A 21,010-nucleotide genomic window follows, 5' to 3' on the forward strand; every position below is an offset into this window, starting at 1 on the left:
ATGTTCACGGGGGAGCCGCAGCGGCAGCCGCTGCACCGGACAACTCAACTTTGTAGAGATAGGGAGATGATTTGATGCAGGCCAGACTAAAACTTCTAACCGCCATGATGATCTTAAGCGTTTCCGTTCTAATGCCGACAGGGAATATTTCCGCAGCCGGCGCGGAAGCAATGAACGCAACTAACCAATTCCGATCATCCGCCTACCAAGCGGTACAGGTTGTGAATATCGAACAATCGGCGAGAAAAGTGATTCCCAATTATGTCCGTTGGATTCATAACGGACTGCATCCCAGCGTGAGAGTGGACGTGCTGGACGTGAAGTTAATCAACGTGGAAGAACAAGGCGTTGTTCCGGACTTTAAGATTGAACTTGAGCTGGTGCAGAGAGGGCCGGAGAAACTGATACAGACATTACAGCATGATGCCTTTAATCCGAGTTCCGACAAGGAACTGACGGTATCGCATAATTTTACGCATACCGTGTCCAACGCTTCCACGCTGACGAAATCGATCACCCATAGCCATAAAGCCGGCGCTAAAGCGACTTTCAAAGTAAAAACCAGTTTTTTCGGAAATGAAGCAGAGGTTGGGGGCGAGTTGTCGTATGAATATACGAATTCCAATCAAAGCGGGACGTCTGATGCCAAAACGGTAACTTTCTCCACCAACTCATCCGCATCGGCCAAATTGCCGCCGATGTCCAAGGGGACTCTGATTTCCCATGTCTATGCATCCCCGGCTGTTTATAAAATAAAGAGCCAAAGCTATTTTACGGGAGATGTTCAATTCTCTTATATTTTGTCCAATGATGCTCCGGGAGCCGTCCGGACGTTAACGGTTCCGATCCATGATTTATTTTTCCGGGGCGATGAAAGCAACGAGGTTGCGTATAAAGATAATTTGTGGGCCGGTGCGGTATGGGATGACATGGGCAGACCGACAAAAGCATTGATTTTTGAAGGTCTTTCTTTCTTGACATTAGACGAACAATACCGAACGGAGACCTGCTTGAAAGATATTTAACAGGTTTTGATGTGAAGCGGAATAAGATAGCTTGATCGCGCAATGGCCGCCCGGCGAAGAGTCCGGGCGGCCATTGGCGTCCCGGTGGGGAAGCTGCCGGAATCAGGAACGAAATCCAAGCTTACGCATCCAATATGAGGGCCTTTTGCGGTATGATTATAAAGAATCTTTTAAAATAAGAAGCCGTTCGTGCAAGAACGATATACTTACGGTAAAGCAAGAAGGCAAGGAGAGATGGATATGCCAGCGCACCTGCTGCTTGTTGAAGATGATAAAGAGATCGCGCGCATCGTTCAGGATCATTTGCGCAGACAAGGCTATAAAATAACGTGGTCCTCCACCGGGGCGGAAGGGTGGGAGGACTTCCATACCGGTTCGTTCGATCTGATCCTGGTCGATCTGATGCTGCCGGAGATGGACGGCTATACGCTATGCCGCAATATCCGCCTCAGCAGCAATGTGCCGCTGCTTATCATTAGCGCCCGCCAGGAGGATGAGAGCAAGGTGCGGGGATTGGAGCTGGGAGCGGACGATTATATTACGAAGCCGTTCAGCTTGTCCGAGCTGTCGGCCCGCATCAGCTCGCATCTGCGGCGGTTCCGCCGCTACTCGAGCGAAGGGGAGCTGCCCCGCCTCAAAAAGTATGAGGGCGGTCTCGTCATCGACGAGGATCGCCAGCTCGTCACGCTGGAGGAGGAGCCGATTTCGCTGACGGCGAAGGAATGGGCATTGCTTCAGCTGCTGGCTCAGCATCCGCAGCGCGCCTTTTCCAAGAAGGAATTGTACGAGCAGGTGTGGCATCAGGTCAATATCGAGGGCAACAACACGGTGTCGGTTCACGTCAAGAGCCTCCGCACGAAGCTGGGCGAGGATATTCGCGATCCGCGGTATATTCAGACGGTATGGGGAACCGGGTACCGCTTCATCGGTGAAATGCTGCCATGAAGATCAAGCATTGGCTTATGCTGTGCTTCCTCGTCGCCATGCTGCTCCCGGTCTTGGCCGGATATGTGTTCTATCAGCTTATTCATACTTATGACGAACGTCAGGAACTGAAGGAGTATATCGAAATGACCGGCCTCCTGGCCGAGATCGAGCCGATGCTGCAGGATGTGTCGCTGTACCGGGTGCAGCCGGACGAACGGTTCGCCGCGCTGCAGCGGGAGGCGAGCGATTCGCTCAAGATTACGCTCTACCGGGCAGACGGCGTCACCGTGTTTTCATCGATGGCGGACAGTCTGACGCCGAAGCTGTACCGGGTCCGGCCGGAGGTGCTGTACGAGCATTTGTATGAGATGCGCAAATCCCATCGGGCCTACACGCTCAAGAAGCCGGTATTCGAGCAGGAGAACCTGGCCGGATTCTACGAGATTACGATCGTCCGCGATCAATGGCTGGAGGCGTTCCAGAACCGGACGCTGATCGTGGCCGGCGGCTGGGTGCTGTTCTTCCTCCTGCTGTATGCGGCCGCGATCTTCGCTCTCCACCGCAAGCTGATTCGTCCGATGCAGGGGCTCATGAGGCAGATGGCCGCCTTCGCGAACGGCGAGTCCGTGCCGAATCCGGTCCATCGGGCGAAGGATGAGGTGGGAGAGCTTATCGGCCGTTTCCAAGAGATGCGCGCCCAGATCGAGTGCGCCCGCGAGCATCTTGCGGAAGAGCAGCGTGAACGGGAGTATATGGTCGCCGCGCTGTCCCATGATCTGAAGACGCCGCTGACCTCGCTTCATGCCTATGCCGAGGCCTTGCAGCAGGAAGGGGAGCTGTCGGAGGAGGAGAAAAGCGACTATTATGCCGTTCTCTTCGACAAGATTGCGCATATGCGGCGCATGCTGGACAATCTGACGATGTATACGGCGCTGAAATCGTCGGAGAAGCTGGAGGAGCGGGTCGAGGTCGACGGGGATGAGCTGTTCGAGATGCTTTTCTCGGGCTATGACGGACTGTGCGCTCATCGCGGGATCCGGCTCGTGACCGACTGCGCCGTCTCGGGCTCTTACTATATGAACGCCCAGCAAATGATTCGGCTGGTCGATAATCTGATGGGCAATGCCATCCGCTATACGGACGGCGGACGCTCGATCTGGCTTGGAGCCTGCTCGCCGTCTCAGCCGCTGCCGGACTGGATTTTTCCGACGATCGTGGACGAGGTGCAGGCTTGGCGGGGGGAACGCCTGATTCTGCTCGTGCAGAATCAAGGGGCGGCCATTCCGGCCGAACAGCTGGAACGGCTGTTCACCCCCTTCTATCAGCCGGATTCCTCCCGGACGAAGGCGCATGCCGGCAGCTCGGGGCTGGGGCTGAGCATCGCGAAGATGATCGTGGAGAAGCATGACGGAGATATTCGGATATGGTCAGAGGCATCGTTCGGCACGCTTGTGGCTTGCCGGTTCCGATAATGAGGAGGTTCCGTGATGAGGATAATTCGCGCCGGATTATGCATATTGCTCGTCTGCAGCTTCCTGGCGAGCGGGTGTAGGAGCAATCTGGGGTTCAATCTGTCGGGAGAGCAGATTGTGGACAAGGTGCTGGAGAACGGGAAGGAATCATTCTCCTATTATGGGGAGAGCCTGAACATCACCTATGAGAACGGGAAGCAAAAAGACAGCTACCTGATGAAGGAATGGCTGGATGGCGAGACCGATCGGATGCGCCTCGAGGTGTCGTCGGCGAAGGACAGCACCGTTACGGTGAACGACGGGCATCAGTTCATCGTATGGGATCAGACGGGAGGGGAAGCCTTCCGCATGTCGGTGCGGGGTGACAGCCCGCCGCTGACGCAGCGGGAGCAGATGAAGCAGATGCTGGAAAAGCTGCAAGCCACCCATGATTTCGAGACAGTGGGCGAAGAGAAGGTCGGCGAGTGGAACACGGTTCATTTCAAGGCGGTCTCGAAAAAGAAGGATGATCTGTTCCAGCGGATGGAGCTGTGGATTGACCCGAAGACATGGATGATGCTGAGAAGCGTGTTCGAAAGCGGGCCGATCCGTTCGGAGTCGACCTATACGAAGCTGGATTTGTCTCCGAAATTCGACGAGGACACGTTCAAGTTGGAAATCCCGAAAGGCATCCCCGTGCTTGATCTGGATCCGGCGATGGAGACGAGGAAGGTGACGCTGGAGGAGGCGGAGACGGCGCTTGGCCGCACCTTCCTCCAGTGGCGGGCGGACGGTGTGAAGCTGATGGAAATCAAGATGTATGACCTTCAAAAAGACTTCGATCGGACGGAGATCGCGCTGAATTATTGGAAGGACGATAAGCCGTATCTGACGCTTAGCGTCTCTTCGGCTCCGGAAGGAGCGAGCATGGAATCGGATTACGGGGTGGAGAAGGTCGAGGCTCGCGGCCAGACGGCGATATACGACGACTCCCTCCATTCGCTCTGGTGGGATGAGGATGGCCTGCGGTACACCATCATGCCGGAGTTGGATTCCATGACGAAGGAACAGGTGCTGTCGATTGCCGGGCAGCTCCGATGATGAGATGACAGGCTTGGATAAGGAGGGGGATTATGAACGAGGCACCGACCAGACGGCTGCATCCGGACTTCATGAAGGCGGCCCGCATTCGCGCATGCGCGGCCCATGTTATTCTCTTCGCGGCGGTCGTCGCCTACGCCATCGCGGCTCATATTCAGGGATGGGTGAAGTATCCGGGCTGGATTGCTTTCGTTCTCTTTTTGGCGACGGGCACATGGTATATTTTCCTCTCGCCCGTGCTGACTTACCGTTATTTTAGCTATGATGTTCGAGAAGAGGAAGTGGAGATTCATTCGGGCATCTTTTTCCGGAAATATGTGCTCGTGCCGATGACCCGCGTGCAGCATGTCGAGAAGGCGAGCGGCCCCGTGCTGCGGAAGTTCGATCTGGCCCGGATCTCCATCGTGACCGCGGCCACGACCCATGAGATTCAAGGGTTGAAATCGGCGGACGCCGAAGCGTTGAAGCAGCGCATCGCCGTCCTCGCCAGGGTGGAAGACGATGAATAGGGGGCAGGAGAATCGCCTTCATCCGTTGTTCATCGTATTCTCGTTGGTTAAAACACTGAGGAATCTATGGCCGCTGCTGCTGATCTTGTTCTTCAAAGGGGCTCAGCAGCCGCAGCGTTATCTTGTCATTGGAGGGGCCGCCTTGCTGGTGTTCCTCGCGGCGGACATCATCAAGTGGCGGCGGTTCCGCTATCAGGTGGAAGCCGATAAGCTTCTGATCCGCCAGGGGCTGTTCTTCCGGGATGAGAAGACGATCTATTACAGCCGGATTCATTCGGTGCAGGTGGAGCAGCCTCTGCTGCAGCGCCTCTTCGGTATGGCGCAGCTGAAGATTGAGACGCCGGGCGGAAGCGGCGAGTCGGACGGCGTCCTCCCCGCGCTGTCGCAGGAGAGGGCGGAGGAGCTGCGCAGCCTGCTCATGCAGCGCAGCCAGGGGCGCGAATGGCCGGAGGACGCCGCGGCGGACGGCAGCGATGCCGGGTGCCGGCCGGAAGCGGAGGGCGTCCGGGCGCTTCCCCTCGTCCGCATGCCGGCAGGCCAACTGTTCGTCGGCGCGCTTAGCACGGTGAATCCCGGGCTGGTGCTGGCGTTCTTCGCCGGGCTGTTCTCGTTCGCCGATGACATTGTGAAGCGGATTGTGCCGAAGCGAATCTCGGACCAACTGCTCCATGCCATCGAATCGAGCGTGTCCGGGCCGGTGTCGCTCGCGATCATGGGCGCCGGGGCGCTGCTTGGCGCCTGGCTGCTGTCCTCCTTGCTCTATATCGTCAAGTATTACGGGTTCACGGCGGAGGAGCGGGACGGGAGCATCGTCATCACCTACGGGTTGTTCGAGAAAAAGATGAATGCCATCAAGCCGGAGCGCGTCCAGGCCATCGTCGTGAAGGAGGGACTGCTCCGCCAAGCGCTGGGCTATGCCGAGATCGAGGTCCGCGTCGTCTCGTCGGACATGGACGCATCGCTGATGCTGCATCCGTACGTCCCGGTCCGCGACATTCCGCAGCTGCTGTCGCGCTGCCTGCCGGGCTTCGAGCTCGGTTCGGTGCAGCATGGCGCGCCGCGTCGGGCCTGGTGGTATTATATCCGCTACCGCCTGCTGTTCCTCGCGCTTGCCTTCATTGGCGTATACTGGTTCCTGGGGGCCTGGGCCTATTGGGTGCTGGCGCTGCTGCCTCCGCTGCTGCTCACCGGCTGGCTGGGCTTCCGCGATGCCGGCGTCGGGCTGCGGGATCGGCAGTTCATTGTGCGGAACCGGATTATCGCGCGCAAGACCTGCTATGTGCTGCGCCCGCAAATTGTCGCCTTGCAGATGGGGCGGACGTATTTTCAGGAGACGAAGCGTCTGATGTCGCTCAAGGCTCATCTGCTGAACGGCAATGATTTCTCGGTTTCCTGTCTGGATGAACAGGATGTGCAAGAGATTTGGGCGTGGTATCAGCGCAGAAAGAGAAGAAGTTAGGAGGGCGGTCGCCGCTCTTCAGAGACCGGGCGGTTCAAGGATGCGTCCGGTCTTTTTGCCGTGGCGCTTGTCACTTTTGTTCGCGCTCATGTTGGTGCTCCCAATACGCAGGAAAAGTGTGGTAGATTGATAGATAGAGTGCGGTGAAGTAATGGCAGGATTGCATGGGTGGCATCTCATCCTATTTTCAAAGGAGTGCGTTGAGCATGGATAGCAAGCTTGGGGGCAAGATCGGTGAGGGCGGATGCTCTGAGGTGTTCGCGTGGGAGGACGGCAGCAAACTCGTCAAGGTAGCCAAGGCGAATACGGACATGGAAGCGATGAGACGGGAATTTCACAATAACCGGATGGCATGGGAGCATGGGCTTCCCGTGGCCCGGCCTTATGAGCTGGTAGAGATCGGCGGCCGCCCCGGCATCGTGTGTGAGCGGATCTATGGGGAATCGATTATGGAGCGCTTTGTGAAGAAGGCGCTGAAGCCAACTCAGCCAGCGGGAAAAATCGGCATTCCTGACGGGGAAGATATCCGTCTCACTGCCCGCGCATTATATGAAATACACCAAGCGGCTATCCAGCTGCCATCCTCCCAGAGAAGCACGATGATATACTCCATTCAAAGTGTTGATTATTTAACTTTGGCTGAGAAAGAGGCGGTTATCGCGATCTTGGATGCGCTACCTCTCAAGCAGCAATTATGTCATGGCGATCCGAATCCGAACAATATGTTCATTCGTGAGGATGGCCAAGTTGCGGTTATCGATTGGATGAACGCGTCGATCGGGAATCCGGAGGCCGACCTGGCCGAATATATGATAATGATCAGGTATGCGGTCCTGCCATCTGAGCTACCCGGCAGCATCTCGGAATTTTTGGATCCGATGAGAGAAGCGATTATCGATATCTTTATGGATGAGTATACGAAGTTATCGGGAATGACCTATGAAGAAGTATATCCATGGCTTGTGCCTGTTGCTGCACGAAAGTTATCTGCGGATGCCATTTCGGAAGAAGAGAAGAGCCTATTAGTTCAGGAGATTCGAAGAAGCTTGAGGGAGACGCAGGGGGGAGGCACTAGTCAATGCTAGAGTATATCAAAAGGATGCGGAGCCGTATTGGCCACGACCCGTTGCTGTTATGCGGCGCAAGCATTATATTGTATAACGCGTCGCGGCAAGTGCTGATGCTCAACCGATCGGATAACGGACGCTGGTGTTTCCCGGGCGGGGCCATTGAACTGGGCGAGACCACGGAGGAAGCGGTGCGGAGAGAACTGCTGGAGGAGACCGGGCTTACGGTCGGGGAGCTTCGTCTTTTCGGAGTGTTTTCGGGAGAAGAGCTCCATTATGTCTATCCGAATGGGGACGAGGTGTATATTGTCGATGTCGTTTATACAAGTAATCAATTTAGGGGAGAATTAACGATTGATGAAGAAAGCCGGGCGTATCAATTTTTTGCTATTAACGATCTCCCGGCCGAGATTAGCCCGCCGGTCGCGCCTATCGTGGCAGAGTTGAAGCGAAGACATGGCCTAACCGTCTGAACGGGCCGAAGTTGGAAACGTGTCCGAGCGATTCTGGGAGGAGTTATAGCGGCGAATAGATCTGAGTAACTTTTCTCAACGGCATCATTTTTATTTGTGGAGGGAACAACATGGAAGTTTTTGCAGACTATCTAGCGCAGATTGATAACCCGCAGCATCAGGCGCGAACGGAAGAGGTTTTGGCTTGGATAACGAGGCGATTTCCAAATTTGATGCCCAAAATTGCGTGGAATCAGCCTATGTTTACCGATCACGGCACATTTATTATTGGCTTTAGCGTAGCCAGACACCATTTGGCTGTTGCCCCCGAAAGGGCAGGGATTATTCATTTTTCTGATGAAATTGTGCAGGCGGGCTATGATCACACCAAGCAGTTGGTACGTATCCCGTGGGATAGTCCGGTTGATTTCTCATTGCTTGAGAAAATGATCGAGTTTAACATTCTGGATAAGGCAGATTGTTCAACTTTTTGGCGAAAATAAGTTCAAAAGCCAGCCTTGTTTTGGCTGACTCGCTGCAATGCTGTTTTATGACTATGCTTTAGCTTTTCATTTTCGGATCCAGCGCGTCCCGCAGGCCGTCTCCCATCAAATTAAACCCGAGGACAGTCAACATGATGGATAACCCAGGGAATAATACGGTCCATGGCGCTTGAAGAATGTAGTTCCGGGATTCAGCCAGCATGGTTCCCCACTCCGATGCCGGAGCCTGCGCGCCCAAGCCCAGAAATCCCAATGCCGCGCATTCAAGGATAGCCGTCGCAATGGCCAGCGTGCCCTGCACGATGATAGGGGCCAGACTGTTCGGAAGAATGTGGTGGAAGATGACTCTGCCGTCTTTCATTCCAATGGCTTTCGCCGCTGCGATATATTCCTCTTCCTTGATAGCCAGCACTCTTGAACGGACCAACCTGCCAAAGGTCGGGATATTGATGATGGCAATGGCGATCAATGCATTTTGTAGGGATGGTCCCAATGTAGCCACAATGGCAATCGCTAGCAAAATGCTTGGGAAGGCCAGTAATATTTCAAAGAGTCTAGAGATAAACATGTCTAGCCATCTTCCGTAATACCCTGCTATCAGGCCTAGTACCGATCCAGCAATGATGGACCCCGCAACAGAGACGAAGCCCACCCATAAAGACAGCCGGGCGCCATAAATGATCCGGCTCAGGATATCCCGCCCGTATTCATCCGTTCCAAACCAGTGCGCTGACGACGGGGCTAAATGCTTGTCAGTCAATTTTTGAGAATCATAGGAATAGGGAGCCAATAAATCCGCAAAAACAGCCAGAAAAAGAAAAAAGATGACGATGCCTACGCCGGCAAGGGCGGCTTTATTTTTCCTAAAACTTCTCCACCCATCCTTCCATGGCGAGATGGAGGGTTCTTCGTTCACGGGGGGAGCCGCGATCGGCGGGGGATTGCTGACGATTTGGGCCATGACATTTCCCTCCTACTTATACTTAATTCTCGGATCGATTGCCGCATACAGCAAATCGACGAACAGATTAATCATAATAAAGATGAAGGCAATGACTAAAATTCCAGATTGAATCACCGGATAATCGCGGTAATTAATCGCATTGTAAATATAAGTGCCAATTCCCGGCCACCCGAATATGGTCTCCGTTAATATCGCCCCTCCGAGCAGCATGCCTGTCTGCAGACCGATGACGGTCACAACCGGAATTAACGCGTTTTTCAAGGAATGTTTGTACACCACCCAGAACATGCGCATTCCTTTGGCGCGGGCTGTGCGGATAAAATCGGAGCGCATCACCTCGAGCATGGAGGATCTGGTCATTCGGGCTATGATCGCCATTGGAATCGTGGCCAAGGCAATGCCAGGCAAGATTAAATGACGGATCACCTCGATGAATTGATCGAATCTCCTGTGCAGCAACGAATCAATCAAATATAAATTCGTGATCGCCTCCACGGGATCCCGTATATTATCGCGCCCGGTCGTCGGTAAAAGATCCCATTTCAGCGCGACGATGTATTGTTCCATCAGGCCAAGCCAAAAAATAGGCATCGATACGCCGATAAGCGCGATAATCATGGCCACATAATCGAACCATGAATTTTGGAACCATGCTGAAATAATCCCGGCATTTACGCCAATGACAACCGCAATAATCATAGCAATGACGGCAAGTTCGATCGTTGCTGCCAAGTAAGGCCAAATTTCCTCGGCGACTGGCGTTCTTGTTTTGAGGGAAACGCCCAAATCCCCTGTAAATAATCCGCCCAAGTATTTAAAAAATTGTACATACCATGGCTGGTCTAATCCTAATTCCTTGGTCAGTGCCGCCACGGCATCCTTTGTGGCCTGCTGGCCAAGAATAAGCTGTGCCGGGTTGCCGGGAATGGCCCGAATCATCATGAACACGATGAACGCCATTCCCAGAAGCACCGGAATTAAGGCTCCCAGCCGTTTCATTGTGAAAGAGAACAAATCTGCTCACCTCTTTTTCAACCTGCTTGTAAAAAGGGAGGAGCATGATCCCGCCATACTCCTCATTGTCATGCTATTCTTCAGATAGCCGCATCCAGGGCCTCCCTCGCTGCGATTATTGGATCGATACGTTCGTAAAGGCTTGAGATCCCGTTGGATGCGGGAAAAATCCTTGAATTTCTTTGATGCCTGCAAGCTGAGGCTTCGAGTGAGCCAGAGGAACCCAAGGCGCTTCCTCATGAATCATTTCCTGTGCTTTTTTGTACAGCTCATTGCGTTTATTCTCATCAGGATTGGATTGCGCTTCGATCAGGATGTCATGCAATTCGTCATTGCTGTAACGCGAGTAATTGTTCGATCCGATGTTGTCTTTATCCAATAATGTATATAAGAAGTTATCGGCGTCCCCATTATCTCCCGTCCAGCCAAGCATAAACGTTGGTGCTTCTCCGGCTTGCACCTTCTCTAGGTAAGTGCCCCAGTCAAACGTTACGATGTTTGCTTTAATATTGACTTCCTTCAATGCAGCTTGAATCGCTACTGCTATTTTTTGGCCATCCGGCATATAAGGTCTCGCCACAGGCATTGCCCACAGGTCCATTTCAAAGCCGTTTTCCAATCCGGCCGCTTTCAGTAATGCTTTGGCTTTCTCCACGCTATATTCATAGTCGACGATGTCGTCATTATAACCGCTGATGGATGGCGGCATCGGGTTTTTGGCGGGCTCTGCCGTTCCTTCGTAAAAGTTGGCGATCAAGGCTTCTTTGTTAATGAGATGGCTGATTGCCTGACGGACTTCTTTTTTATCAAAAGGGGCCTTTTCCGTATTGAAGCCAAAGTAGCCTACGTTCATCGACGGTCTTTCGAATAGCTGCAATTTGCTGTTTCCTTTTACTTGACCCAGATCGCTAGGGTTTAGGCCATCCATCAAATCAAGCTCGCCTTTCATCAGGGCATTAAGCCGGGCCGAGTTGTCGGCAATGACCTTGAACTTTACGCCGTCTAGCTTGGGAAGGCCGGCTTGCCAGTAATCTTCATTTTTGACAAGCTCGATCGTGTCATTCGCTTTCCATGATTTAAATTTGAACGGCCCTGTTCCCACCGGGTTTTTCGTAAAATCATCCCCGTATTTCTCTAGCGCATTAGGGCTGGCGATCGCAAACATGCTCATCGCCAGGTTCTTCAAGAATGGAGCTTGCGGACGATTCAAAGTGAACACCACGGTATGCTCGTCTTTCGCTTTTACCTCTTTAATGACATGACCGGGATCCCCTTCAAATCCGCCGAACATGGAAGAGTAGTAGGAAAATTTGGCTGCGTCTTTACTTCGGGCCCAGCGTTGGAAGTTGGTTGCGACCGCTTCCGCGTTGAAGTCCGTACCATCGTGAAACGTTACGTCTTTCCGCAGGTGAAACGTGTAGGTCAAGCCATCTTCGGCAACTTCCCACTTTTCCGCAAGTCCTGGTTCGATCTCCGTATTTTCTGTTTTATACTTTACAAGCGTTTCATAAATTTGCTGGGTGACAATAAAGGATTCCCCTTCTGTGGTGATGGCCGGATCAAGCGCTGTGGAATCCGCTCCTCTTCCATAGATAAGTGTTCCGCCGCTTTCCGATTCATTGGTCTTGCTTTGTGTCCCGTTGTTGCATCCAGCGAGCGCAACAGACAGGATCAGCAGGCAAGTCAATAAGAGCCAACCGGTTTTCTTCATAAAATCCCCCTATCATTGTAATCGTTTTCAATTTATGTCTACGCGGACTTGTTCGTATAAATGACAAGCCACGTAATGACCGGGTTCACATTCACTTAGTTGCGGCCGGGCCGCCGAACACGGTTCAAATGCCTTCGGACACCTCGTATGAAACGGACACCCCGCTGGCGGGTTAACCGGACTTGGCACATCACCCTCCAAGATAATCGGTTCCCTCCGGCAGGTAACATCCGCGATGGGAACGGCTGATAATAACGCTTGGGTGTAGGGATGAAGCGGCTTGTCGTATAAATCTTCCGCGTCGGATATTTCGACCAGTTGACCCAAGTACATAACGCCTACCCGATCGCTGATATGACGAACAACGCCTAAGTCATGCGCGATGAATAGATAGGTGAGCTCATATTCTTGCTGCAGATCCTGAAGAAGATTCAATACTTGCGACTGGATCGATACGTCCAGAGCGGATACCGGCTCATCGGCGATAATAAGCTTCGGGTGAATGGCGAGCGCCCTTGCTATGCCGATTCGCTGCCGTTGTCCGCCGCTGAACTGGTGGGGGTAACGGGATGCGTGGAAGCTGTTCAGGCCAACGGCTTCCAATAATTCGTTTACTCTTCGTTTTCGTTCTGACTTGTCCTTTACGCCATGGACAATGAGCGGTTCCTCCAGGATTTTTCCGATCGTATGACGCGGGTTTAATGAGGCGAAGGGGTCTTGAAAGACCATTTGCATGTTACGTCGCATCTTCCTCAGTTCATTGCCGGACAGCTTGGTAATATCCTGTCCTTCGAAATAAATGCGTCCTTCGCTCGGCTCAAGAAGTCTGAGCAGCATTCTTCCCGTCGTGGACTTCCCGCAGCCGCTCTCGCCGACAAGCCCGAGAGTCTCCCCTCTGTTGATATGAAAGGATAATCCGTCTACGGCTTTTACCGCGCCTACGGTTTTCCCCAGAGGACCTCCTTTTATCGGAAAATGCATTTTCAAGTTTTCAACTTGAACTAATGGCTGAGTCATGGAGGCCGGCTCCTTTCCCGTCTTCGTACAACCAGCAACTCACCTTTTGTCCGTTATCGAAGCTCTGTAATGAGGGCTCTTCACTCACGCATCGTTCCGCTGCATGCGCGCAACGCGGGGCAAAGGAGCAGCCCTGTCTGTGAGAGCCCGGCTTTGGAACCTGCCCCGGTATCGAATAGAGTCTTTTCTTTTTCGCTCGCATGTCCGGAACCGATTGGATGAGACCGATGGTGTAAGGATGCTTGGGATGTTGAAAAATCGTTCGAACTTCGCCTTCTTCCACAATCTTGCCGGCATACATAACGGCCATTCGCTGGCACATGTCCGCCACAACGCCTAAATCATGCGTAATCATCATTATCGCCGTCTTTGTGTCCTGATTTAATTTCTTCATCAGCTCAAGGATTTGGGCTTGAATCGTCACATCCAACGCGGTAGTCGGTTCATCCGCGATAAGCAGCTCGGGTTCGCACATCATGGCCATGGCGATCATGACCCTCTGCCTCATGCCGCCAGAGAGTTGATGAGGATATTCATTCATTAAGGCCTCTGCTCTTCCCAGCCCTACCTGCTTCATTATTTCTACCGCTCTGGCCTTCGCTCGTTTTTTATCTGCTTTTTTATGAATTCTTAGCGATTCGGTTAATTGATCCCCGATCGTAAATAAAGGGTTCAGGCTGGTCATTGGCTCCTGAAAGATCATGGAAATGTTGTTGCCGCGGATTTTCCGCATCTTCGCTTCCGAGAATATGGGGAGCGTTTCCCCTTTAAACTCGATCTCTCCGCTAACCTTTCCCGTTCTTGCCGGGATAAGTCCCATAAGCGATAAGGACGTTACACTCTTGCCGCATCCGGACTCTCCGACAATCCCCAATATCTCGCCGGGATCAAGATGAAAACTAACCGAATTGACAACGGGAACGACGCCGACATCCGTCTGAAAGCTTATACTTAACTTCTTCACTTCAATAATTGGAGACATCAAGCACTCTCCTCCTCTTGAACAGGTGATCAATTATATGCACGACTATGCAGTTGACATGAGTAATTGGCAATCTTGACGAATAAGAGCGGTCCGAGCAATCATGGAAGGAAATGGATTTTACAGAGCACAGAGCGTTATCCAATCCAACCCATTACAGGTCATGGATGACTATCTAAGTTCAGCGCTACCAATCGAAGGTTGAAGGGAGTGAATATGCGCGGGAGCGCCTTAGCAGACAAGGAAGTTCTACTCAAGGCGATATTCCAGCCGTTGGCTGGAGCATGATCTCATATTCTTTGAGGTATGTTGAAGCAGGCCGAAGTTTTCTGGTTTTTATTAGGAATCCTATGATTAACAGTAATTATTGCATTTTTCTGAAAGAATGACAATCTTTATTTTTGATATTTTTAAATTGAATTGTCCGGATCGATCGTTGTTTTATGACTGTGAAGAAGATTGTTGCTATGTCAGTACTATCGTTATCATTATTGGCTGTTTCATTCTCTGGTGCGTCTACTGTTTTAGCTGCCTCATCTCTTCCAAAGTCTCCAATTACCACACTTGCAAAACAGAAGTTTGTTACTGTTAAGAAATATTATAAAAAAGGGGAGGCAATCCCTACCCAAATTACTTATGCGGAAAATGGATGGTATGGAAAACTAACCTTAGCCAAACCTCCGGTAGAGATAACGAAAGGACATTGGGAAGCGACTTATAGTGGAACTGTATATTATGAACATGAAAGTTAAATAAAATAACCGGAAGAACCGATGAAAAAGAGCTCCGCTGGCGGGCCGCTGGCGGGGCTCTTTTCTTATGATGAAGTTGAGGAGGCCGTGACAATAAAAGTTGCGCATGCCCCATGGATCCCACAAGCCCTGCTCCTTCAGCAGGTTTTTTTAATCCACAGTTTACCCACAATGTATCCACATCTTATCCACATGGCAGTTCTGGGGGACAGATTGGGCACAGACTCAACGCCAATACATAGAATGAAGGGAATCCGATTCCAGGCAGAAAAGAAAGAACCCTTGATATACAAGGGGGTAAGCATGTAGTACACTCTATTTCAAGCACATTCTAATCTATGAGGAACGGGAACTTCGTAACAACAATTGCAGTGAGCAGACCTTTCAACTGTAATCTTCGCTTGCATTGTTGCAGAACATTTATGCCCCTTTTCCTCGTAGCAATTATCATAACCACCTAGTAGGTTACCCAGATGTGATTCCCGTAATATAAGTACATAGGTTAAACAGTTCATGGGAGGAAACAACGGATGACGACGGAAGTAAGATTGGCCACGACGGACGACGCGGAGGCGCTCTCCAGATTGAATCAAGCCTTTAACGGCGGGGAGCGGCGGCCCGTATCAGAGATTATCGAGAGTATGAACAAGAGCGGCGAATTCATTGCGGTGGCGGCCATGAACGGGAAAGTGGTCGGCTTTGCCTGCGCGCAACGTTTTGCATCGTTTTGTTACCGGGAAGCGCAAGGGGAAATTACGGAAATGTATGTGGAACTTTCGGCCCGGAGAAAGGGATTGGCCGTCTCTATGATCACATTACTAGAGGAGAAGCTGGCAGCCTGTGGGGTGAAGAATATAAAGATATTAACAGGCAGCGACAACGACGCCGCCATTAAAACCTATGAACGCTGCGGCTATGTACAGGATGATGAGCTTCTTTTGCAAAAAAAGATATAACCGGGTTGATGGGGGAATAAGAAAATGAAAGAGTGTACATTATTCAGGGATAATTTTGTCATTATAACAGGCGGCCCTGGCGCAGGGAAAACGACATTGTTACAGGAAATGCAAAGACAAGGCTACCCGTATGTTCCCGAAGTCGCACGGGAGATTATTCAAGCGGAGATGTCTTCCCATGGCGATGCGTTGCCTTGGCGAAACGCAATCAAGTATCGCGATATCATGTTGGAGAAGTCTGTCGAAAGTTACCACGCTGCGCAGTCGAATGATCCTGGACACCTATTGTTTTTTGACAGAGGCATCCCCGACACTTTGGCATATTCCTATTTGATCGATGCTCCGGCTTCGGAGGAACTGGAGTCTGCTGCTCGCAAATACAGGTATAACAATCAAGTATTTATTTTGCCGCCCTGGGAAGAAATTTATCAGACCGATCGCGAAAGAGTGCAGGATTTTAAAGAGGCGCAGGCAACGTATGAAATCATGTATGAAACATATCAACGGCTTGAATATGAACTGATGGTCGTACCCAAATTGCCGGTTGAACAGAGGGCGGAGTTTGTTCTGAAGCATACTCGTTCAGGCTTCACTGGCGTCGCCCCCAAGAACGGTAATCGGAAATAGACGAAAGAAAGCCATTTCGAGAGGAAGACTTCTCGATAATGGCTTTTTGTCAACGATGGGGACGATGGCTGAATCAGGAGTCAGAAATTACAGGAACTGTACATACAGATTTCCAACCGGAGTATCCCTATGCTGATAAACTTTGATATACTCCTTTTCATGGGCAACTTGATAGGCAGAATGCTCATCCAGGTGAAAGGGGACGACATATACAAACTGTTCTTTGGATATCGTTGCCTCCCGAGTCTGGTAGGCAATCATGCTGAATGTTCCAGAGAGGGGAACAGGTCCGCTAGTCTCTCCTTGCCAACCGAACCCTTTTCCTTCAAAGAAAGGCGTTGGTTCGATATTGCCTTGAAACGATGCGTAATCTTCGGCATATGCCAGTTGGCCATCGGCGCCTAACAAAGCGTAGGGCCGGTGGATCAACGTGTCAGGCAGCGGGCGCGACCATTCAAAGGAACCGATTAGCCGCGCTTCTGTAGGATAGGTTTGCCCGTCGTTTTCTTCGATGATCAGATATAATGAAAGCCGGTACAGTTCGTTCATTATCTCTGTAGAAAGGGAATGAAATCGCTCTTTATCGACAGGGATGAGTTGATTACGTTCCGGATCATAGGAGAAATAGAACTGTTTCCCTATCGCCCGGGTAGATTGAATGCCTAAAGAAGACCATTCCTTCCTCAAGAAGGGGCTTGCCTCGCGAAAACTATGGTCAGGATCAAAGGGGGAGGCAAGCTGCTCCTCTTTGATCACATACCGAAATTGATTGCCATAGGATAGTATGAATTCATCCTTCGCGACATTTTCTTCTTCCATCCCCGGATCACGATGGCAGCCAGCCGCAAACATGATAGAGATAACGAGCAAAGCAAAAAGAGGCAGGCGTGGCATTCCATCACCTCCGCTATTCGTTAAATGAATCATGTTCATCTTCCTCCTCCGGGGTCGCCTCGCACCACCCTTTATTTACATGTTAATATTCCTCCATTTTTAATAAATTCCTTTTTTTCGCCGTTGAACCCTGCCGCAGCAGCGGGACAACCCGCTGGCCCGGCATCGTCTGCTATCTGGTTCCCTTGCGGATGGCATCCACCTGTTTGTTCACCCGCTTGCGCAATAGATTCAGCAGCATCTTTTTGATAGGACTCTTCGTATTGTTGTACGCGGAAAAGAACTCATCCGGATGGTCGTAATATCCCAAATCTTCGGTAATGGAGAAGCTCTGAATATACGTGCTGTCCCCGCGCCAGCAGAGGTTGATCTGATCCCGGTTCTTGACGGCTACCCCGTAACCGATAAACCCTCCATCCGAGCTGCACAACCTATCCTTGACCCGGCTCAGATACGGATCGTCGATAATAACCCCCTCCAGAGCGAGCCACTTGTTATCGTAAAACACTTCGGTCCAGGCATGAACGATTTTCTGCGGCGCAAAAAAGTAAACCAAGCCGGTTAACGCCCCTTTTTGCATGCGCTTATCGATGTAAAATCCGTGAATGCGGCAGGGAATGCCGGCTTTGCGCAGGAGAGCCATGAGAAGAATGCTTTTTGTATTGCATTGCCCGCAGCCGTCCCGCAGCACTTCGGAAGCGGGAATATCGTCGCTCCGGTTGTAGCCGAATGGAATCTCGTTGCGCACAAAATCATAGATTGCCCGAATTTTATCGTAGTCGGAGAGTTGGTCCCATTGGCGTTCTTCCACCAGCTTGCGAATGGATGGATGGTTGTAATCAACAAGGTTCGTCGCCTGCAAATATGGAATGCGCTCCATGATCATCACCCTTTCTAGCTTGACTATAAGGGAGATGGAGCGAATTGACTTTCATATATCTGCTATTCTGCACGATGGCGCGCGGAGCCATGCCGAGCTTGTCCCGCGCCGTGCGGGTAAAATGCGAAGAACTGTTGAATCCCGCCTCCAAGGCAGCCTCCGTCATCGTATGTCCGCTAAAAATATAGTGAAATGCCGTCTCCATTTTTTGAAGAAGAATGTAGCTGGATAAAGAAATGCCGACCTCTTCCTTAAAGAGATGAGACAGGCGGCTTTCCGATAAATAAACGCGTTCACTGAGCAGCTTGACGGTCAAGCGATGCAAGGGGGACCGCTCGATGCGGCTTAGCACGTCCGCAATCCGATCATCCAGCGCATGATGAATTCCGGAAGCTTGCAGCCCCAGCGCTTCCCTGGTTCGGCCGAACGCCTTCATATACGTTTCGGGACAAGCAGATTCAAGCAAGGACCCCGTAGCGATAGACCTCAATTGATTTACCGTGTGCGGGTCGAGAACATAAGCGTCGTTCCTGTGCAAAAAGGTCCGCTTCAGCATCTCGCCGAACAGCGATTCCGGATTGACCAATAAATACCATTGCCATTCTTCGCCCCCATACAGCTTATGTCTTGTATTGGATGGAAGAATCACCCCCGAAGCCCGCAAGGGCTGATTGGCGATGGTGATATCAAAATCATGTTCAAGCCCAACGGTTACTTGAATATAGTGATGGACATGATCCCTGGCATCGACCTTTTTGGTCAGAAAAGAAATATGATCCTCGCACGAAAACAGGATTAAGTCGTATGGCGTCCGTATCATGGCAATGTCATACCCTCCCGCTCAATATCATTGGCCCGCAGGACCGTTGTCCTCTTCATCGTATGCCACGCCATGCCGGAATGGCAAGCGGAACGGAAGACGGAGACGCACAGTCATTGGCGCGTGATGAAGGACTGTCCAGCCCGGAATGAGGCGGCTCCATCATAAAACATAGTTAGTAGATGGGAATTATGCGAAAAAAATATTGTTTCCCCCCAAGAACCGTGATATCATCGGAACAATCATCGGATTCATAAGATGGCATCGAATGATATTTCACGTTCAGGGGGTTGTGCGCGATGAAGAGAAGAACGGTAACATTCCTGTTGCTTGCCCTTGCGGCCATGATGCTGGCGGCTTGCGGCAGCCAGAGCGAGGGCGCGAAGGCGAAGTCCGGACAAGGGGCGGCCGCATCGGCGGAAGCGGGCCGCTTGCTGGAAGAGATCAAGGCGAGCGGGAAGCTGCGCATCGGCACCGAGGGGACGTATCCGCCATTCACGTACCATGACGACAGCGGCAAGCTGACCGGGTTCGACGTCGAGATCGCCGAAGAGGTCGCGAGGCGGCTGGGGGGTGACGCCGGAATTCGCCGAAGCGAAGTGGGACGGGATGTTCGCGGGTCTGGACGCGAAGCGGTTCGACATCGTGGTGAACCAGGTGGCCATCAACGAGGATCGCAAGCAGAAGTATGACTTTTCCGAGCCGTACAGCGTGTCGAAGGCCGTGCTTATCGTGCATGAAGATAATCAGGACGTGAAGGCTTTTGCGGATATTCAAGGCAAAAAAGCCGGCCAATCGCTCACTTCCAACTTGACGGAGCTGGCGAAAGAGAACGGCGCCGACATCGTGCAGACGGACGGCTTCAACCAGGCGATCGAACTGCTTGTATCGAAGCGCATTGATGTCACCGTCAACGACGGCCTGTCCTTCCTCGATTTCAAAAAGCACCGTCCCGACGCCAAGGTGAAGGCCGTGGCGGAGCATGCGAATGCGTCCCGCAGCGGCATCCTGCTGCGCAAGGGGAATCCGGATCTGGTCGACGCGGTGAATCAGGCCTTGGCGGACATGAAGGCCGACGGCACGTATTTGGCCATTTCCGAAAAATATTTTAATGCCGACATTTCGAACTAATCGGGTGATTGCTTATGGATAAAAACATACAGATCTTTATCGATTCGCTATGGCCCTTGCTTAAATCGGGGTTGTTGTTCGCGATTCCGCTTACGCTGATCTCGTTCGCGCTGGGTCTGGCGCTCGCTTTATTGACGGCCTTGGCCCGCTTGTCGAATATCCGGCCGCTCGTGTGGGCCGCGCGCTTCTATGTCTGGATCATTCGGGGGACGCCGCTGCTTGTGCAATTGTTTATTATTTTCTACGGTCTCCCCAGCGTCGGCATTACGATTGGCGCCTTCCCGGCCGCGGTAATCGGGTTCTCGCTGAGCGTCGGCGCCTACAACTCGGAAGTGCTGCGGGCCGCCATTCAGTCGATCCCGCAGGGACAGTGGGAAGCGGCGGAATCGCTCAGCATGACGCGCAGGCAGATATTGCGCCGGATTATTCTTCCGCAAGCGGCCAGGGTGTCGGTGCCCCCGCTGTCGAATTCGTTCATCAGCCTGGTGAAGGATACCTCGCTGGCCGCGACCATTACCGTGACGGAGATGTTCCAGCGCGCGCAGCAGATTGCGGCGGCCACCTACGAGCATATGCTCATCTATTGCGAAGTGGCGCTTCTTTATTTATTGTTCAGCACGATTTTGTCCGCCCTGCAGACGAGGACGGAAAAATATTTTGAACGCTACGCCGTTCGGTAGAAGCAGGTCTATGATTGACATTAGAGATGTGCGCAAACCTATCGGAGACGGGGCAATTTCTCCATCGTCTCCATTGGATGAAGGATGT

Annotated in this window: 21 protein-coding genes and 1 pseudogene; 14 read left to right on the forward strand and 8 right to left on the reverse strand. The window is 52.0% G+C overall.

Going from position 1 to position 21,010, the window contains the following annotated elements:
- The first annotated feature begins 74 nt into the window (after window positions 1-74).
- From L6439_RS02560 to L6439_RS02600, 9 genes are all read left to right on the forward strand, one after another.
- A complete protein-coding gene (locus L6439_RS02560; RefSeq protein ID WP_168179741.1) occupies window positions 75-1,025 on the forward strand; it encodes a hypothetical protein in 951 nt (316 codons plus the stop codon).
- 240 nt (window positions 1,026-1,265) lie between these two features.
- A complete protein-coding gene (locus L6439_RS02565; protein ID WP_168179740.1) occupies window positions 1,266-1,970 on the forward strand; it encodes a response regulator transcription factor in 705 nt (234 codons plus the stop codon).
- Entirely contained in the window at window positions 1,967-3,424 is a 1,458-nt protein-coding gene (locus tag L6439_RS02570; protein ID WP_168179739.1) for a sensor histidine kinase, read from the forward strand. Before L6439_RS02565 ends, L6439_RS02570 begins: the two co-directional genes overlap by 4 nt.
- A gap of 15 nt (window positions 3,425-3,439) precedes the next feature.
- Window positions 3,440-4,504, forward strand: a complete 1,065-nt coding sequence (locus tag L6439_RS02575) for a LolA family protein (RefSeq protein ID WP_168179738.1) — start codon at window positions 3,440-3,442, stop codon at window positions 4,502-4,504.
- Between the two features lie 32 nt (window positions 4,505-4,536).
- Complete coding sequence (locus L6439_RS02580; protein ID WP_168179737.1) at window positions 4,537-5,013, forward strand: PH domain-containing protein; 477 nt, start codon at window positions 4,537-4,539, stop codon at window positions 5,011-5,013.
- Window positions 5,006-6,472 (forward strand): PH domain-containing protein, encoded by a 1,467-nt coding sequence (locus L6439_RS02585; RefSeq protein WP_168179736.1) that lies wholly within the window; start codon window positions 5,006-5,008, stop codon window positions 6,470-6,472. Before L6439_RS02580 ends, L6439_RS02585 begins: the two co-directional genes overlap by 8 nt.
- A gap of 206 nt (window positions 6,473-6,678) precedes the next feature.
- Entirely contained in the window at window positions 6,679-7,557 is an 879-nt protein-coding gene (locus L6439_RS02590; RefSeq protein WP_213470023.1) for a phosphotransferase, read from the forward strand.
- Entirely contained in the window at window positions 7,551-8,012 is a 462-nt protein-coding gene (locus L6439_RS02595) for an NUDIX hydrolase (protein WP_213470025.1), read from the forward strand. The genes L6439_RS02590 and L6439_RS02595 overlap by 7 nt, the downstream gene beginning before the upstream one ends.
- 110 nt (window positions 8,013-8,122) lie before the next feature.
- A complete protein-coding gene (locus L6439_RS02600; RefSeq protein ID WP_168179733.1) occupies window positions 8,123-8,494 on the forward strand; it encodes an iron chaperone in 372 nt (123 codons plus the stop codon).
- A gap of 58 nt (window positions 8,495-8,552) precedes the next feature.
- Here the strand turns inward: L6439_RS02600 and L6439_RS02605 are convergent, their stop codons facing one another.
- The 5 genes from L6439_RS02605 to L6439_RS02625 form a co-directional block, all read right to left on the reverse strand.
- On the reverse strand, window positions 8,553-9,455 hold the full coding sequence (locus tag L6439_RS02605; RefSeq protein ID WP_213470027.1) for an ABC transporter permease: 903 nt from the start codon (window positions 9,453-9,455) through the stop codon (window positions 8,553-8,555).
- A gap of 12 nt (window positions 9,456-9,467) precedes the next feature.
- Window positions 9,468-10,472 carry an ABC transporter permease gene (locus L6439_RS02610; RefSeq protein WP_213470029.1) on the reverse strand — a complete coding sequence of 335 codons (1,005 nt, stop codon included), beginning with the start codon at window positions 10,470-10,472 and terminating at the stop codon, window positions 9,468-9,470.
- 115 nt (window positions 10,473-10,587) lie between these two features.
- Complete coding sequence (locus L6439_RS02615; RefSeq protein WP_213470031.1) at window positions 10,588-12,183, reverse strand: ABC transporter substrate-binding protein; 1,596 nt, start codon at window positions 12,181-12,183, stop codon at window positions 10,588-10,590.
- A gap of 27 nt (window positions 12,184-12,210) precedes the next feature.
- A complete protein-coding gene (locus tag L6439_RS02620; protein ID WP_168179729.1) occupies window positions 12,211-13,200 on the reverse strand; it encodes an ABC transporter ATP-binding protein in 990 nt (329 codons plus the stop codon).
- Entirely contained in the window at window positions 13,175-14,182 is a 1,008-nt protein-coding gene (locus L6439_RS02625; RefSeq protein WP_168179728.1) for an ABC transporter ATP-binding protein, read from the reverse strand. The genes L6439_RS02620 and L6439_RS02625 overlap by 26 nt, the downstream gene beginning before the upstream one ends.
- 467 nt (window positions 14,183-14,649) lie before the next feature.
- Between L6439_RS02625 and L6439_RS02630 the strand changes: the two genes are divergently transcribed.
- The 3 genes from L6439_RS02630 to L6439_RS02640 all read left to right on the forward strand — a co-directional run bounded on the left by L6439_RS02630 (window position 14,650) and on the right by L6439_RS02640 (window position 16,517).
- Window positions 14,650-14,934, forward strand: coding sequence for a hypothetical protein (locus L6439_RS02630; protein ID WP_213470032.1), 285 nt, complete (start codon window positions 14,650-14,652; stop codon window positions 14,932-14,934).
- Between the two features lie 530 nt (window positions 14,935-15,464).
- The gene (locus L6439_RS02635) at window positions 15,465-15,890 is read left to right on the forward strand and encodes a GNAT family N-acetyltransferase (RefSeq protein WP_213470033.1); all 426 of its coding nucleotides are present in this window, start codon (window positions 15,465-15,467) and stop codon (window positions 15,888-15,890) included.
- Between the two features lie 24 nt (window positions 15,891-15,914).
- Entirely contained in the window at window positions 15,915-16,517 is a 603-nt protein-coding gene (locus L6439_RS02640; RefSeq protein WP_213470034.1) for an AAA family ATPase, read from the forward strand.
- Window positions 16,518-16,604: 87 nt separating this feature from the next.
- Here the strand turns inward: L6439_RS02640 and L6439_RS02645 are convergent, their stop codons facing one another.
- The 3 genes from L6439_RS02645 to L6439_RS02655 form a co-directional block, all read right to left on the reverse strand.
- Window positions 16,605-17,444, reverse strand: coding sequence for a hypothetical protein (locus L6439_RS02645; RefSeq protein WP_213470035.1), 840 nt, complete (start codon window positions 17,442-17,444; stop codon window positions 16,605-16,607).
- A gap of 139 nt (window positions 17,445-17,583) precedes the next feature.
- Window positions 17,584-18,291, reverse strand: a complete 708-nt coding sequence (locus L6439_RS02650) for a transglutaminase-like domain-containing protein (RefSeq protein WP_168179724.1) — start codon at window positions 18,289-18,291, stop codon at window positions 17,584-17,586.
- A complete protein-coding gene (locus L6439_RS02655; protein WP_213470036.1) occupies window positions 18,251-19,111 on the reverse strand; it encodes a helix-turn-helix domain-containing protein in 861 nt (286 codons plus the stop codon). Before L6439_RS02655 ends, L6439_RS02650 begins: the two co-directional genes overlap by 41 nt.
- Before the next feature lie 299 nt (window positions 19,112-19,410).
- On the opposite strand from L6439_RS02655, the pseudogene L6439_RS02660 reads away from it, so the two are divergent.
- Together L6439_RS02660 and L6439_RS02665 are read left to right on the forward strand one after the other, a co-directional pair.
- Window positions 19,411-20,242, forward strand: a pseudogene (locus tag L6439_RS02660) (amino acid ABC transporter substrate-binding protein).
- 14 nt (window positions 20,243-20,256) lie between these two features.
- Window positions 20,257-20,922 carry an amino acid ABC transporter permease gene (locus L6439_RS02665; RefSeq protein WP_168179721.1) on the forward strand — a complete coding sequence of 222 codons (666 nt, stop codon included), beginning with the start codon at window positions 20,257-20,259 and terminating at the stop codon, window positions 20,920-20,922.
- Window positions 20,923-21,010 lie beyond the last annotated feature (88 nt).

It is taken from the genome of Paenibacillus dendritiformis (assembly GCF_021654795.1).
Taxonomy (GTDB): Bacteria; Bacillota; Bacilli; order Paenibacillales; family Paenibacillaceae; genus Paenibacillus_B.